Here is a 13,072-nt window from a genome sequence, read left to right on the forward strand (position 1 = left end):
ATCAATGAGCGCCTACCGGCATGCCAGGCTGTCCTGCTCCATGCCGCAGGACACCTCGCGCTCGCCTTTGGCGGCGTCGGTTCGGTCGAGCGCGATCTGCCCGCGCGTGGCATATGCGCGACCCGCGAGGCCACACCACAGGCGCTCGACCGGCAGGTTTTCGCGCTTGTCGTTGAGGATGGTGAAGGTGCCGGTCTTGGGATCGAACCAGAGTTCGACACGAGCGCTCATGCCCGGCTCTATCGTGGCGATCCCTTCTGAATACCAGTGGGCGAAGTCGGCGTTGCAGGACACGCCTTCCTTGCCGGCATTCGAAATCGTCAACGGCACCATATCGAGCCCGTCGGTGCCTTTGCGGACGATCACGTGGTGCAACTCAACGGCGTTGGCAAGCGATGTGAACGCCAACATCACGGGGAGGACATAACGGATTTTCACTTTGCCTGAGCTCCATGGGTAGCTTTCTCAGGCAGTCTATCTCGCTTGTGCGCAATAACAATAAAAATATCGATTGGAAATCAAACAGAGAGGGTAACATGTTAAAGATTCTGAAGGGTAGCGTAAGTGCATTAATACTGTCTGGTATCTTGATGGGCGGCGCGCTTGCCGGCGAAGTCAAGTCGATCGCCATCCTCACGCCTGAAGAAGGCACGGACTATGGCTGGAACCAGCAAGGCATCGACGCCGCCAAGGCAGCTGGCAAGGCAGCCGGCGTCGAGGTGGTCGTGGCCCAGGGCCTCGGCTATGGCGATGTCCGTCCGACGCTGCGCGAGCTCGCGTCCGACGGCGCCAGCCTGCTGATCGCGCATGCCAGCGGCTACAACACCTCGGCGCCCGAGATCGCCAAGGAACTGAAGGTTCCGGTAGCGATCGTCGATACGCCGAACGGGCTCGAGAAAGGCCTCGTCGCCGACTACACGCTGAGCGGCCACCAGGGCGCCTATCTGGCCGGCCGTCTCGCCGCCAAGATGTCGCGCTCGAAGTCGGTCGGCATCGTCGTCTCCGGCGAACCGCCATCGTGGAACTCGCAGTCGGCGGCGTTCGCGCAAGGAGTGAAGGCGGAGAACCCGGACGTCAAGATCACCTATGCGGTGATCGGGCCGGCCGCCTACAGTGACGCTGCCGGCGGCAAGCGCGTCACCGAAAGCGTCATCGCCTCGGGCGCCGACATCATTTTCGGCCAGGGCAACGGCTCCAGCTTCGGCATGCTCCAGGCGGTGGAGACGACCAAGGCCGCCGATGGCGGCAAGGTCTATTTCATCGACGTCATCGGCGACAAGTCGCCAATCGACAAGGGCTTCCTGCTGTCATCGGTGGTGTGGAACATCGAACCGGTCTACGCGGCGATGATCGCCGACTTGAAGGCCGACACGTTCGGTACCAAGCATTATTCGATCGGCCTCAAGGACGATTCCGTGCAGTTGCTGAAGACCGCCGCCATCCCCGACAAGGTCTGGAGCGAAATCCAGGCGCTGCGCGAGGACGTCATTTCCGGCAAGATCAAGGTCGAGCCAGTCTATGACGCGGCCGCCGTCAGGGCACTGATGACAAGCGTCGCCCAGTAAGGCGATCAGAAGTCGGCTGCCGGAGGGGCGATCGGTTCGCCCCTCCGGATATTTCCCGTTTTCCAGTGCTGGGCTTTCATGAGCAGTCTTTCTTCATCGCCCGTCGACAGCCGCGACATCGTCGCGCTCGAAGCCGTGACCAAACGCTTTCCCGGCATCGTCGCCAACGACAGCGTCGACCTGTCGATCCATCCTGGCGAGGTGCATGTACTGCTCGGCGAGAACGGCGCGGGAAAATCCACCTTGATCGGCATGCTGTCGGGCCTGCAGCAGCCGGACGAGGGGCGCATACTTGTCGACGGCAAGCCGACGCCGATCACCTCGCCACGCCATGCGCTGGCGCTTGGCATAGGAACGGTGTTCCAGCACATGATGCTGGTGCCCACCCTGACGGTCGCCGAGAACCTGCTTCTTGGCGGGCCCTGGTGGCAGCGCCCGAGGACCGAAGAGCTTGCGGCCCGCGTGGCCGAGATCACCAGCAGCCTCGGCATCACGGTAAAACTGCATGCCAAAGTTTCGGAACTTTCGCTCGGTGAGCAGCAGCAAGTCGAAATCCTGCGCGCCATGGTGCGCAACAGCCGGCTGCTGATCCTCGACGAATCCACCTCGATGCTGACGCCGAAGGGCATCGAGGAACTTGGCGCGCTGATGCGGCGCCTCGTCGAACAGGGATTGGCGATCGTCTTCATCACCCACAAGCTCAAGGAGGCGGCCGCCTTCGGCGACCGCATCTCGGTTCTCAAGCTCGGCCGCAAGGTGGGCGAGATCCCGCCCGAGCGGTTTCGCGCACTCGGCGAGCAGGAGATTATTTCCGAGATCGTGGAGTTGATGTTCGGCAAGCAGGAGGACGATCCCGAAGCGGTCGAACGTCCGGCCCGCGCTGTCGATGCCAGTGCCGCGCCTCTGCTTCAGGTCGCGGATCTGACGGTCGCGCCGACCGACAATGCACCCGGCCTGTCGTCGATCTCCTTCGACATCCGCCCGGGCGAGATACTCGGCATCGCTGGTATCGATGGCAACGGCCAGAAACAACTGGCGGAGGCCTTGGCCGGTCAACGGGCGGCGACCAGCGGCTCGGTCCGGCTGGAGGGCACCGCCATCGAGGCCCTGAGCGTCGGCGAACGCCGCCAGCGCGGCCTTCGCTATTTGACTGACGACCGGCTGGGCGAGGGCACCGTCGGCACGTTCCCGGTCTCCATCAACTTCTTCCTCAAGCAGGTCGGGGCGGCGCCCTTCTGGCGCAGCGGCGTCGAGCAGCGCGCCGAGATCGACAAACGCGCCGCCGAGCTGGTGCGCGAATACGATGTGCGTACGCCAAGCCTGAAGACGCCCGTTGCCCGGCTCTCCGGCGGCAACATCCAGAAGGTGCTGCTGGCGCGGGAATTGGCCGACGGCGCCAAGGTGGTGATCTTCAACAAGCCGACCTATGGGCTCGATCTCGCCAACACGCTGGCCTCGCGCCAGCGCATCCGCGACACGGCGGCACGCGGCCTCGCCGTACTCCTGATCTCCACCGACCTCGAGGAACTGCTCAGCATGTGCGACCGCATCGCCGTCATCGCCAATGGCGTGCTGGTCGGCACCGTGGCGAATGCCGACGACGCCCGGACCAGGGTCGGTCGCCTGATGATCGGACTTGCCGCATGAGCATCGACACTGCACCCACCGCCGGCGCCACCGCACTCGATGCCACGAGCGCCGCCGCCACGCGGCGAGACTTAGTGCACCGGCTGCTGATGACGCTTGGGCCGATCCTTGCCGCTCTCGTCATCGCCGGCTGCATCCTGCTTGCCGTGGGCGTCGACCCGCTCGCTTACTATGGCTACGTGCTGGAGAAGGGCCTCTTCTCGCCGCTCGGCATCCAGCAGACGCTGACGCGCATGGCTCCACTGCTGTTTCTCGCCGCCGGCCTGATCGTTGCCTTTCGCGCCGGCATGTGGAACCTCGGCGGCGACGGCCAGTTCCTGCTCGGCGCCGTCACGGCGGCGGCCAGCGCTCCCGTGCTGGTGCAGGTCATGCCAGCCTGGCTGGCGTTGTTCTGCGCGTTCCTGATTGCCATGCTGGTGGCCATGATCTGGTCGCTGGTGCCGGCGCTGCTGCGCGCCTATCAGGGTGTCAACGAGATCATCACCACGCTGATGATGACGTTCCTCGGCACGTCGCTCGCCAATGTGCTGGTCAAGCTGGTGTTTCGCGATCCCGGCACGACCGTGCCGCAGACCCGCACGCTGCCGGTGGAAGACCGGCTGCCGCGCCTGTTCGAAACCACCATCACCAGTGGCCTGCTGCTCGGCCTGGCGGTAATCATCATCGTGCATCTGGTGATGACGCGTACGGCATTCGGGCTGAAACTGAGGATCGTCGGCGCCAATCCGCGCGCCGCGGTTCATGCGGGGCTGGGCGTGCCCCGCCTGACGATTGCCGTCTTTGCCATTTCCGCCGGGCTCGCCGGCCTTGCCGGCGCTGTCGACATCATCGGCGTGCAAGGCAATGTTCGCGCCGACTGGAATCCAGCCTATGGGCTGGCGGTCATTCCGGCCGTGTTTCTCGCCCGCATGAACGGCTTTGCCGCGATCGGCTTCGTGTTCCTGCTCTCCGTATTGTCGATCGGCGGCGAGAGCGCGGCGCGGCGGCTTGGCGTGCCCAATCACTTCACGCTGGTGCTGGTCTCCATCGTGCTGATCGTGCTCGCCTTGGCCGAATATGTCGACCACCGCTATCATCAGTCGAGAAAGGCGTAGGGCATGACCGGGCTCTTCAGCGAAGTCTTTCTCAGCGCATTGCTGTTTGGCGCCGTCACCGCCGCCATTCCGCTGCTGCTTGCCGGGCTCGGCGAGCAGATGTCGGAAAAGGCCGGCGTGCTCAACATCGGCATCGAGGGCATGATGCTGGCCGGCGCTTATCTCGGCTTCGTCGGCGCATTCTATTCGGGATCGCTGTGGCTAGGCTTCCTCACCGGCGCTGCGGGCGGCGTCGCGGTAGCGCTGATCATGGCGCTGCTTTGCGTGCGCATCGGGCTGAACCAGATCGTCATCGGCATCGCACTGACGCTTGGTCTCGAAGGCCTGACGGCGCTGCTCCATCATTTCCAGTTCTCGCGCAGCTATCCCCGCCTGCCGGCGGCGGACGCAACCGTCATTCCGCTACTGTCGGACATTCCGGTGATCGGCCCGGCCTTCTTCAGGCATCACTTGATCGTCTATCTGGCGGTCGCCCTGGTGTTCGCCATGAGCCACCTCTACCGCCGCACGCAGCTCGGTCTCAATCTGCAGGCAGCGGGCGACAAGCCGGCCGCGCTCGATGTCGCCGGCATCGACGTCATCAGGACACGCACCATCGCGGTGCTGACGACCGGCGCGCTGGCTGGGCTTGGGGGTGCCTATCTCGCCAATGTCGGAGCGGGCCTGTTCATTCCGTTCATCACCAATGGCGCCGGCTTTCTCGGCATCGTGCTGGCCATGCTGGCGCGGGGACGGCCGATCTGGGTGCTGTTTGGGGCTCTTTTGTTCGGCGTGTGCCTGTCGCTGACGACGGCCATGCAGGTGGCGGGCATCAACATACCGACCGATGTCATCCAGATGCTGCCGTTCCTGGCGGTGATGATCATGCTGGTGCTGTTCGGGCGGCGGGCCAGCCTGCCGGCGGCACTGGGCATTCCATACGAGCGCGGCGCGCGCTGAGAAAAACCAGACGCGCGGATGAACCCGCGCCGGAAAAGGAGGCAACAATGTCGGATACCAAGGTCTACCTGCTCGACGGCGGCTCACTTGTCCTCGACGGCTATCATGTGTTCTGGAACCGTGGCCCAGGCGGCGAAGTGCGCTTCCCCGTCTATTCGATCCTGATCGAGCATGCCGAGGGCCGCTTCCTCATCGATACCGGCTATGACTACGACCACGTCATGAAGGTGCTGCCCTTCGAGAAGCCGATCCAGGAAAAGCACCAGACCATTCCCGGCGCGCTGGCGCTGCTCGGGCTGGAGCCGAAGGACATCGACGTCGTCGTCAACTCGCACTTCCATTTCGACCATTGCGGCGGCAACAAGTATTTTCCGCATGCCAAGAAGATCTGCCACCGTTCGGAGGTGCCGCAAGCCTGCAATCCGCAGCCCTTCGAACATCTCGGTTATTCGGACCTGAGCTTCTCGGCGGAAGCGGCGGAGGCACGTGGCGCGACCGCGCAACTGCTGGCAGGCACGACACGGGCCAACTCGACTTTCGAGGGCATCGAAGGTGACATCGAACTGGCAAAAGGCGTGAAACTGATCTCCACCCCCGGCCACTCGATCGGCCATTACAGCCTTCTGGTCGAGTTTCCCAAGCGCAAGCCGATCATGTTCACGATCGACGCCGCCTACACGCAGAAGAGCCTGGAAACGCTTTGCCAGGCCGCCTTCCATATCGACCCGGTCGCGGGCGTCAATTCGATGCGCAGGGTGAAGAAACTTGCCGAGGATCACGGCGCCGAGCTGATGTACTCGCACGACATGGACAACTTCAAGACCTACAAAACCGGCACACAGTTCTACGGCTGATCGCCGCCAATCCGGAGACCAAGACCATGCGCTATCCCGATCACGCGGATCCGGTCCTCACGCTGACGGCGGGGCCAGTCAATGCCTATGCCGAGGTGCTGCGAGGCCTCGGCCGCACGGTGCTCTACGACTATGACCCGGCCTTCCAGCTCTTCTACGAGAAGGTCGTCGACAAGGCTCAAAAAGCGATGCGGCTTTCCAACAAGCCAGTCATCCTGCACGGAGAGCCGGTGCTGGGTCTCGAGGCGGCGGCGGCGTCGTTGATCACATCGGACGACGTCGTGCTCAACCTTGCCTCGGGCGTCTACGGCAAGGGGTTCAGCTATTGGGCGAAGCGCTATACACCGCATCTCCTCGAAATCGAAGTGCCCTACAATGAGGCGATCGACCCGCAGGCGGTTGCCGCCATGCTGAAGGCGCATCCGGAAATCACTGTCGTCTCCGTCTGCCATCACGACACGCCGTCGGGCACGATCAACCCGATCGATGCCATCGGCGCGCTGGTGTCGGCGCATGGCGGTTACCTGATCGTCGATGCCGTCTCGTCTTTCGGTGGCATGAAGACGCATCCGGAGGACTGCAAGGCCGACATCTATGTGACCGGCCCGGGCAAATGTCTTGGCGCGCCGCCAGCGCTGACGATCATGGGGGTCAGCGACCGCGCCTGGGCCAAGATGAAGGCCAACAAGGCGGCGCCCCGGGCCTCGATGCTGAGCATCGTCGACTGGGAGAACGCCTGGTCTCGCGACAAGCCATTCCCCTTCACGCCCTCGGTGGCCGAAGTGAACGGCCTGGATGTGGCGCTCGATCTCTATCTCAACGAGGGGCCAGAAGCGGTTTGGGCGCGCCATGCACTGACGGCCAAGGCCATGCGGGCCGGCGTCGTCGCCATGGGCCTGTCGATCTGGGCCGCCAGCGATGCAATCGCCTCGCCGAGCACCACGGCCGTTCGCACACCCGACGGTGTCGACGAGAAAGCACTTCGCCAGGCAGCACGCGCCCGCTACGGCGTGGTGTTTTCGTCGGGTCGCGGCGAAACTTTGGGGAAGCTTACACGCATCGGCCATATGGGCCCGACGGCACAGCCGATCTATGCGATCGCGGCGCTGACGGCGCTTGGCGGCGCCATGAACGCGGCAGGCCAGAAGCTTGCGGTCGGCAAGGGCATCGACGCGGCGCTGGCGGTGATCGACGCCGACGCCTGAACAGACATCAACAGACCACGCATCGAGGGAGAAATTTCATGACGGAACGGCTTGCGGGAAAGACGGCGCTGGTGACGGGGGCGGCACAAGGCATCGGCAAGGCGATCGTGGTGCGGCTGGCGGCCGACGGCGCGACCGTCATCGTCAGCGACATCAATGCCGAGGGTGCCAAGGCCGCGGCCGCCGAAATCGGCGGCAAGGCGAAGGCGATCGCAGCCGATATCGCCGATCCGGCTTCGGTGAAAGCGCTGTTTGGCGAGATACAGGCACTCACCGGCGGCGTCGACATCCTGGTCAACAATGCCAGCATCGTGCCGTTCGTCGCCTGGGACGACGTCGACCTCGACCATTGGCGCAAGATCATCGACGTCAACCTGACAGGGACCTTCATCGTCACCCGCGCGGCGACCGACCAGATGCGGGCGGCGGGCAAGTCCGGACGCGTGATCAGCATCGCCTCCAACACCTTCTTCGCCGGCACGCCGAACATGGCGGCCTATGTCGCGGCCAAGGGCGGCGTCATTGGCTTCACCCGGGCGCTGGCCACCGAGCTTGGCAAGTACAACATCACGGCCAATGCGGTGACGCCCGGCTTGATCGAGAGCGATGGCGTCAAAGCAAGCCCGCACAACGAGGCGTTCGGCTTCGTCGAGATGCTGCAGGCGATGAAGGGCAAGGGCCAGCCCGAACATATCGCCGATGTCGTGTCGTTCCTGGCCAGCGACGACGCTCGCTGGATCACCGGCCAGACGCTGAATGTCGACGCCGGGATGATCAGGCACTAAGGGCAATCGTCAAGTCCGGCGCCCTGCCGCTCTGATCGCCGGCCATCGAAACGTCTGGCTTTTCGCTGGCCTCCAGCCTCCCGGCTAGGTCAGCGTGTTCCCAAAGCCTGGCGTCTACCGGCGGCGCTACCGGGGTGCACCTCGGTGACGCCGCCGGGATTGATTAGCGGCGCGCGGTTGCGAGCAATACATCCAGCCGCTATGCCGGGCCGGGATTTCTTGACGAGAAGGCAGAGCTGATGAAAGTCGTTTCCACGTCCAAGTCGCATGGCGGCGTGCAAGGTGTTTATTCACACGCTTCCGAAGCCTGCGCCTGCGACATGACCTTTGCCGTCTTCGTGCCGCCGCAGGCCAAGGAAGGGCCACTGCCGGTGCTTTGGTATCTGTCGGGCCTCACCTGCACTCATGCCAATGTCATGGACAAGGGCGAATACCGGCGTCTGGCGGCCGAGCTCGGCCTGATCGTGGTCTGCCCCGACACAAGCCCACGCGGCGAGGGTGTGGCCGACGAAAAGGATAATTGGCAGTTCGGCTCGGGCGCCGGCTTCTATCTCGACGCGACGCAGCAGCCCTTCGCCAGGAACTACCGGATGCACTCCTATATCGTCGACGAGCTGCCGGCCCTGATCGCCAGCCAGTTCCCCGCCGATATGGAGCGCCAGTCGATTTTTGGCCACTCCATGGGCGGGCATGGCGCGCTGACCATCGCGCTGAAGAACTCCGAGCACTTCAGAAGTTGCTCGGCGTTCGCACCGATCGTTCAGCCGATGACGGCAGACTGGTCGCGGCCGGCTCTGGAAAAATATCTCGGCAAGGACGAGAAATCCTGGCGCGCCTACGATACAACAGCGCTGATCGAAGACGGGCACCGCTTCGGCGAATTCCTGGTCGATCAGGGCACCGCCGATGGCTTCCTCAAGGACGGCCTGCGGCCATGGCTTCTCGAAGACGCCTGCAAGAAGTCCGGCATCGCGCTCACCTTGCGCATGCAGGAAGGCTACGATCATTCCTATAATTTCATCTCGACCTTCATGGACGACCATTTGAAGTGGCATGCCGCGCGCCTGGCCAAGTAGGAGCACGCCAGGGGCTACTCACTCCGTGAGGATCGGGTTCGGGTCCGGCAAGGCCATCCCATAGGCGGTGTCGGCCGCGCCTTCGGCTATGTCACTGGCGCAGGATCCGCAGGGCAAGAGCCTGAGCACGCTGATGCTGACGCGGCGGCGCGGAAATCGGCCGCGAACTCGATCGTTACGCGCTCAAACGGGTATGGCTGCGTGGATAGCAAACCGAGCCAAGGTTCTCGGGCGCCGGAGCCCATTGGTATCTGAAATTATTCTAGAAATTGGTAGCGGGAGAGGGACTTGAACCCCCGACCCCAGGATTATGATTCCCGTGCTCTAACCAACTGAGCTACCCCGCCAGGGCGGCGACAGGCCCGAAATCCGCCTTAAATCGAAAGGCATTTCGAGGCGTTCGCCAAGGTCGCGCGGATATAAGGTTGGGAGGGCGAGCCTGTCAAGCTTCGATGCATTCGATATCAGGGCTATTCTCGATGGGGAAAAGCTTTGCCGCACGAACAGCTGGTTGGTGCCGCCGGGGTTGAGTTCGACGGGGCACGTCGCTATGTCTCGGCCACGAGTTTTTAGAGTTTGAAACAGATGAAGCCGCGCATTGCAGTCCTCGGTTGCGGATACTGGGGCTCCAACCACATCCGCACCCTCAAGGCGCTCGGCGCATTGCACGCGGTTTCCGACACCAATCGGGCTCGCGCCGAAGGTTTCGCCAGCGAACAGGACTGCCTGGCGATCGAGCCGGACCAACTGTTCGTCCGCGATGACATCGACGCCATCATCATGGCCTTGCCGCCGCAGTTCCATGCCGATCTTGCCGTGCGCGCCGTCGAGAACGGCAAGGACGTGCTGGTGGAAAAGCCGATCGCGCTGACGGTGGCCGATGCCGAGCGCTCGGTGCAGGCGGCCAAGGACAATAGCCGCGTGTTCATGGTCGGCCATGTCCTGCGTTTCCATCCCGCCTTCGAGACGTTGAAAGGGCTGATCGACAAGGGCGAGCTCGGCGAGGTCCGCTACATCCATTCGCACCGGCTGGGGCTCGGCAAGTTCCATACCGAGAACGATGCGCTATGGGACCTGGCGCCGCACGATCTGTCGATGATCCTGGCCATCACCGGCACCGAGCCGATCGAGGTGCGCGGCGAGGGAGCGGCACTCCTCGACAATCTCAGCGATTTCGCGCATCTGCACATGCGCTTTCCCAACGGACTGCGCAGCCATCTTTTCACATCGCGGCTCAACCCCTATCGCGAGCGGCGGCTGACCGTGGTCGGAACCAAGGCGATGGCGGTGTTCGACGATGTCGAGCCATGGGAGCGCAAGCTTGCGGTCTACCGCCACGCCGTGTGGCAGGACAGCGGCCAGTGGGCATTCACCACCAATGAGCCGTCCTATGTCGCGGTTGCCCAGGGCATGCCGCTGACGCGCGAACTGGAGCACTTCATCCACTGCATCGAAACGCGCGCCGAACCGCGCACCAGCGGCGAGGAAGCGATCAGGGTGCTGCGCATCCTGACGGCCGGCACCGTCACCCACACCAAATCCACGGCCTGAAGGAAGGCTACGTCGTACTGGTACGTCGCACTCCTGGTACGATGGCCAGGGGAGAGCTACTCGGCGGGAACTTGCGCCGGCTTCGCGGCCAGCCGGCTCAGCATCGCTTCGGCTTCGGCGCCGCGCTCGGAGCGCACGATGAAGCCGCCGCCGAAGACACGGGCCTCGTTGCCGTCGTCGGAATAGAGCACGCAGGCCTGTCCAGGCGCGATGCCGGATTCACCGTCGGCCAGTTCGACCGAGGCCACACCTGCCTCGTGACGCAGCACGGCCGGCCGTGGCGGCCTGGTCGAGCGCACCTTGGCGAACAGCTCGATGCCGCCGGCGGGCACATCGGCGAGGCCTCCGTCTCCCAGCCAGTTCATGTTGCGCAGATAGATCTTGTGCGTCTCCAACGCCTCGCGCGGGCCGACCACGACACGGGCGCGCTCGGCGTCGAGATGGACGACATAGAGCGGCTCGCCGGACGCGATGCCGATGCCACGGCGCTGGCCGATCGTGTAGCGCAGAATGCCCTCGTGGCGACCGAGCACGCGGCCGTCGATATGAACGATGTCGCCTGGGTTGGCGGCAGTCGGCTTCAGCTTGGCGATGATGTCGGAATATTTGCCCTGCGGCACGAAGCAGATGTCCTGGCTGTCCTGCTTGGCGGCCACCGTTAGCCCCATCTCCTCGGCGATGGCGCGAACCTGGGGCTTCGATAGGCCGCCGAGCGGAAAGCGCAGGTAGTCGATCTGCGCCTGCGTGGTGGCGAACAGGAAGTAGCTCTGGTCGCGGTCGGCATCGACCGGCCGGTAAAGCGCCCGGTGGGCGCCATTGGCGCCGGAGCGGATGTAGTGGCCGGTGGCCAGCGCGTCGGCGCCGAGATCCTTGGCCGTGGCCAGGAGATCGGCGAACTTGACCGTCTGGTTGCAGGAAACGCAAGGAATGGGGGTTTCGCCGGCGACGTAGCTCTCGGCGAACGGATCGATGACCGCCTTGCGGAACCGCTCCTCGTAATCGAGCACATAATGGGGAATACCCAGCGTCTCGGAAACGCGACGGGCATCGTCGATGTCCTGGCCGGCGCAGCATGAGCCGGCCCGATGCGTTGCCGCACCATGATCATAGAGTTGCAAGGTGACGCCGACGACATCGTAGCCCTCGCGCTTCAACAAGCCGGCGACCACTGAAGAATCGACGCCGCCCGACATGGCGACGACGACGCGGGTCTCTTCGGGGCGTCTGGGGAGGTCGAGGCTGTTCATGGTGCTTTCATTTCGCGGCAGCTCAATGCCAATGTCGAGAATATAGGTCAAGCTTTCATGCGGCGCCAGCTTGCAGGACGACCCCGGCGTGGCGGACACTGCGAACGGGCACATTTCTCCCGGCTAAAACGGGGCTTCCGGCCGCATATTTCAAATGCCCGCTAAAAGACTAACGCGGCGTTCACGATCCTTACCTAGTCATTAGGGTCTGCTTAGGCAATTTTTAAAGCTGTGGCGGTAACGTGGCGGGGATTGGGTCTTTGAGTTTTTTGTAGAGAGTACGATGACCGATCTGGTTAGACCTAGAGTCAAATATGTTATCGGGCCTGACGGCAGCCCTCTCACGATTGCCGATCTGCCGCCGACGAACACGCGTCGCTGGGTTATCCGGCGCAAGGCGGAGGTGGTTGCAGCAGTGCGCGGCGGGCTTTTGAGCCTTGAAGAGGCATGCCAGCGCTACAAGCTGACCACGGAGGAATTCCTGTCCTGGCAAGCGTCGATCGACGAATATGGCCTTGCCGGGCTGCGCACCACGCGTATCCAGCAATACCGGCACTAGGCCGGTCTCACCACAAGCAAGGGCGCGGCATGCCGCGCCCTTTGCTTTCAGTGTCGCCGCTCAGACCGTCAGCGCTACCTTGCCGATCGGCTTGGTTGCGAGAAAGGCGTCGGCGGCTCCCGCCTGGTCGAGTGGAAAAGTCCTGGCGACATGGACGGCAGGCTTTTGCGCGTCGATCAACCCGGCGAGCGCGAGCAGGCCCTCGCGGTCGGGCACCACCGACATGCGCTCGACCCTGATATCGCGCGAACTGGCGTAGGCGCGCTGCGCAAAGGCTGGCTGCGCAATGGCGCGCTTGCCACGCGTCGAACATGAACTGACCGAACTCGGCCATAACCTGGCCGGACTGCTTGCCTAGATCAGATCACGGGCGGAGCAGCTGCGCCTGATATTAGGGATGCCCGGGCGAGGGCCAGCGCCAGAAAGGAGGATTGGGCGGCGTAGGTCTTGCGTACCAGCACCGCTTCCGCGGCGGCTTGCTGTTGCCGGTTCAGGCTGTCGCCTGGCAGGGCGCGCGCTTGTACGCCAAATAGCGCCGATGTCGGCCGAC

At 63.7% G+C, this 13,072-nt stretch carries 13 protein-coding genes and 1 tRNA gene; 10 read left to right on the top strand and 4 right to left on the bottom strand.

Going from position 1 to position 13,072, the window contains the following annotated elements; translation table 11 throughout:
* Positions 1-12: 12 nt before the first annotated feature.
* Positions 13-438 carry a hypothetical protein gene (locus FJ543_RS12785; RefSeq protein WP_140617627.1) on the bottom strand — a complete coding sequence of 142 codons (426 nt, stop codon included), beginning with the start codon at positions 436-438 and terminating at the stop codon, positions 13-15.
* 98 nt (positions 439-536) lie between these two features.
* Between FJ543_RS12785 and FJ543_RS12790 the strand changes: the two genes are divergently transcribed.
* From FJ543_RS12790 to fghA, 8 genes are all read left to right on the top strand, one after another.
* Positions 537-1,565, top strand: a complete 1,029-nt coding sequence (locus FJ543_RS12790) for a BMP family protein (RefSeq protein ID WP_140617628.1) — start codon at positions 537-539, stop codon at positions 1,563-1,565.
* Between the two features lie 78 nt (positions 1,566-1,643).
* Positions 1,644-3,212 (top strand): ABC transporter ATP-binding protein, encoded by a 1,569-nt coding sequence (locus FJ543_RS12795; RefSeq protein WP_140617629.1) that lies wholly within the window; start codon positions 1,644-1,646, stop codon positions 3,210-3,212.
* Entirely contained in the window at positions 3,209-4,306 is a 1,098-nt protein-coding gene (locus tag FJ543_RS12800; protein ID WP_140875322.1) for an ABC transporter permease, read from the top strand. The genes FJ543_RS12795 and FJ543_RS12800 overlap by 4 nt, the downstream gene beginning before the upstream one ends.
* A gap of 3 nt (positions 4,307-4,309) precedes the next feature.
* Positions 4,310-5,245 (top strand): ABC transporter permease, encoded by a 936-nt coding sequence (locus FJ543_RS12805; protein ID WP_140617631.1) that lies wholly within the window; start codon positions 4,310-4,312, stop codon positions 5,243-5,245.
* Positions 5,246-5,292: 47 nt separating this feature from the next.
* Entirely contained in the window at positions 5,293-6,099 is an 807-nt protein-coding gene (locus FJ543_RS12810) for a 4-pyridoxolactonase (RefSeq protein ID WP_015315988.1), read from the top strand.
* Between the two features lie 26 nt (positions 6,100-6,125).
* Complete coding sequence (locus FJ543_RS12815) at positions 6,126-7,304, top strand: alanine--glyoxylate aminotransferase family protein (protein WP_140875324.1); 1,179 nt, start codon at positions 6,126-6,128, stop codon at positions 7,302-7,304.
* Between the two features lie 38 nt (positions 7,305-7,342).
* Positions 7,343-8,089 (top strand): SDR family NAD(P)-dependent oxidoreductase, encoded by a 747-nt coding sequence (locus FJ543_RS12820; protein WP_140875326.1) that lies wholly within the window; start codon positions 7,343-7,345, stop codon positions 8,087-8,089.
* A gap of 239 nt (positions 8,090-8,328) precedes the next feature.
* Positions 8,329-9,165 (top strand): S-formylglutathione hydrolase, encoded by an 837-nt coding sequence (gene fghA, locus FJ543_RS12825; protein ID WP_140875328.1) that lies wholly within the window; start codon positions 8,329-8,331, stop codon positions 9,163-9,165.
* A gap of 270 nt (positions 9,166-9,435) precedes the next feature.
* On the opposite strand, the gene FJ543_RS12830 is transcribed toward fghA, so the two are convergent.
* Positions 9,436-9,512 (bottom strand) — tRNA-Met (locus FJ543_RS12830).
* A gap of 238 nt (positions 9,513-9,750) precedes the next feature.
* Here FJ543_RS12830 and FJ543_RS12835 point away from each other — a divergent pair.
* Positions 9,751-10,716 (top strand): Gfo/Idh/MocA family oxidoreductase, encoded by a 966-nt coding sequence (locus FJ543_RS12835; RefSeq protein ID WP_015315992.1) that lies wholly within the window; start codon positions 9,751-9,753, stop codon positions 10,714-10,716.
* A gap of 56 nt (positions 10,717-10,772) precedes the next feature.
* Here the strand turns inward: FJ543_RS12835 and mnmA are convergent, their stop codons facing one another.
* Positions 10,773-11,963 carry a tRNA 2-thiouridine(34) synthase MnmA gene (mnmA, locus tag FJ543_RS12840; protein WP_140713547.1) on the bottom strand — a complete coding sequence of 397 codons (1,191 nt, stop codon included), beginning with the start codon at positions 11,961-11,963 and terminating at the stop codon, positions 10,773-10,775.
* A 283-nt stretch (positions 11,964-12,246) separates the two neighbouring features.
* Between mnmA and FJ543_RS12845 the strand changes: the two genes are divergently transcribed.
* The gene (locus FJ543_RS12845; RefSeq protein ID WP_006203587.1) at positions 12,247-12,522 is read left to right on the top strand and encodes a DUF1153 domain-containing protein; all 276 of its coding nucleotides are present in this window, start codon (positions 12,247-12,249) and stop codon (positions 12,520-12,522) included.
* A 60-nt stretch (positions 12,523-12,582) separates the two neighbouring features.
* On the opposite strand, the gene FJ543_RS12850 is transcribed toward FJ543_RS12845, so the two are convergent.
* Positions 12,583-12,747 (bottom strand): hypothetical protein, encoded by a 165-nt coding sequence (locus FJ543_RS12850; RefSeq protein WP_224530100.1) that lies wholly within the window; start codon positions 12,745-12,747, stop codon positions 12,583-12,585.
* Positions 12,748-13,072: the final 325 nt, after the last annotated feature.

The sequence above is a fragment of the Mesorhizobium sp. B2-5-7 genome, from assembly GCF_006440875.1.
Taxonomy (GTDB): domain Bacteria; phylum Pseudomonadota; class Alphaproteobacteria; order Rhizobiales; family Rhizobiaceae; genus Mesorhizobium; species Mesorhizobium australicum.

Excerpts from the sequence above, each read along its gene's own strand:
- FJ543_RS12790 (WP_140617628.1), top strand. The coding sequence starts at position 537 with ATGTTAAAGATTCTGAAGGGTAGCGTAAGTGCATTAATACTGTCTGGT.
- FJ543_RS12795 (WP_140617629.1), top strand. The coding sequence starts at position 1,644 with ATGAGCAGTCTTTCTTCATCGCCCGTCGACAGCCGCGACATCGTCGCG.
- FJ543_RS12800 (WP_140875322.1), top strand. The coding sequence starts at position 3,209 with ATGAGCATCGACACTGCACCCACCGCCGGCGCCACCGCACTCGATGCC.
- FJ543_RS12805 (WP_140617631.1), top strand. The coding sequence starts at position 4,310 with ATGACCGGGCTCTTCAGCGAAGTCTTTCTCAGCGCATTGCTGTTTGGC.
- FJ543_RS12810 (WP_015315988.1), top strand. The coding sequence starts at position 5,293 with ATGTCGGATACCAAGGTCTACCTGCTCGACGGCGGCTCACTTGTCCTC.
- FJ543_RS12815 (WP_140875324.1), top strand. The coding sequence starts at position 6,126 with ATGCGCTATCCCGATCACGCGGATCCGGTCCTCACGCTGACGGCGGGG.
- FJ543_RS12820 (WP_140875326.1), top strand. The coding sequence starts at position 7,343 with ATGACGGAACGGCTTGCGGGAAAGACGGCGCTGGTGACGGGGGCGGCA.
- fghA (WP_140875328.1), top strand. The coding sequence starts at position 8,329 with ATGAAAGTCGTTTCCACGTCCAAGTCGCATGGCGGCGTGCAAGGTGTT.
- FJ543_RS12835 (WP_015315992.1), top strand. The coding sequence starts at position 9,751 with ATGAAGCCGCGCATTGCAGTCCTCGGTTGCGGATACTGGGGCTCCAAC.
- mnmA (WP_140713547.1), bottom strand. The coding sequence starts at position 11,963 with ATGAACAGCCTCGACCTCCCCAGACGCCCCGAAGAGACCCGCGTCGTC.
- FJ543_RS12845 (WP_006203587.1), top strand. The coding sequence starts at position 12,247 with ATGACCGATCTGGTTAGACCTAGAGTCAAATATGTTATCGGGCCTGAC.
- FJ543_RS12850 (WP_224530100.1), bottom strand. The coding sequence starts at position 12,747 with ATGTCGGTGGTGCCCGACCGCGAGGGCCTGCTCGCGCTCGCCGGGTTG.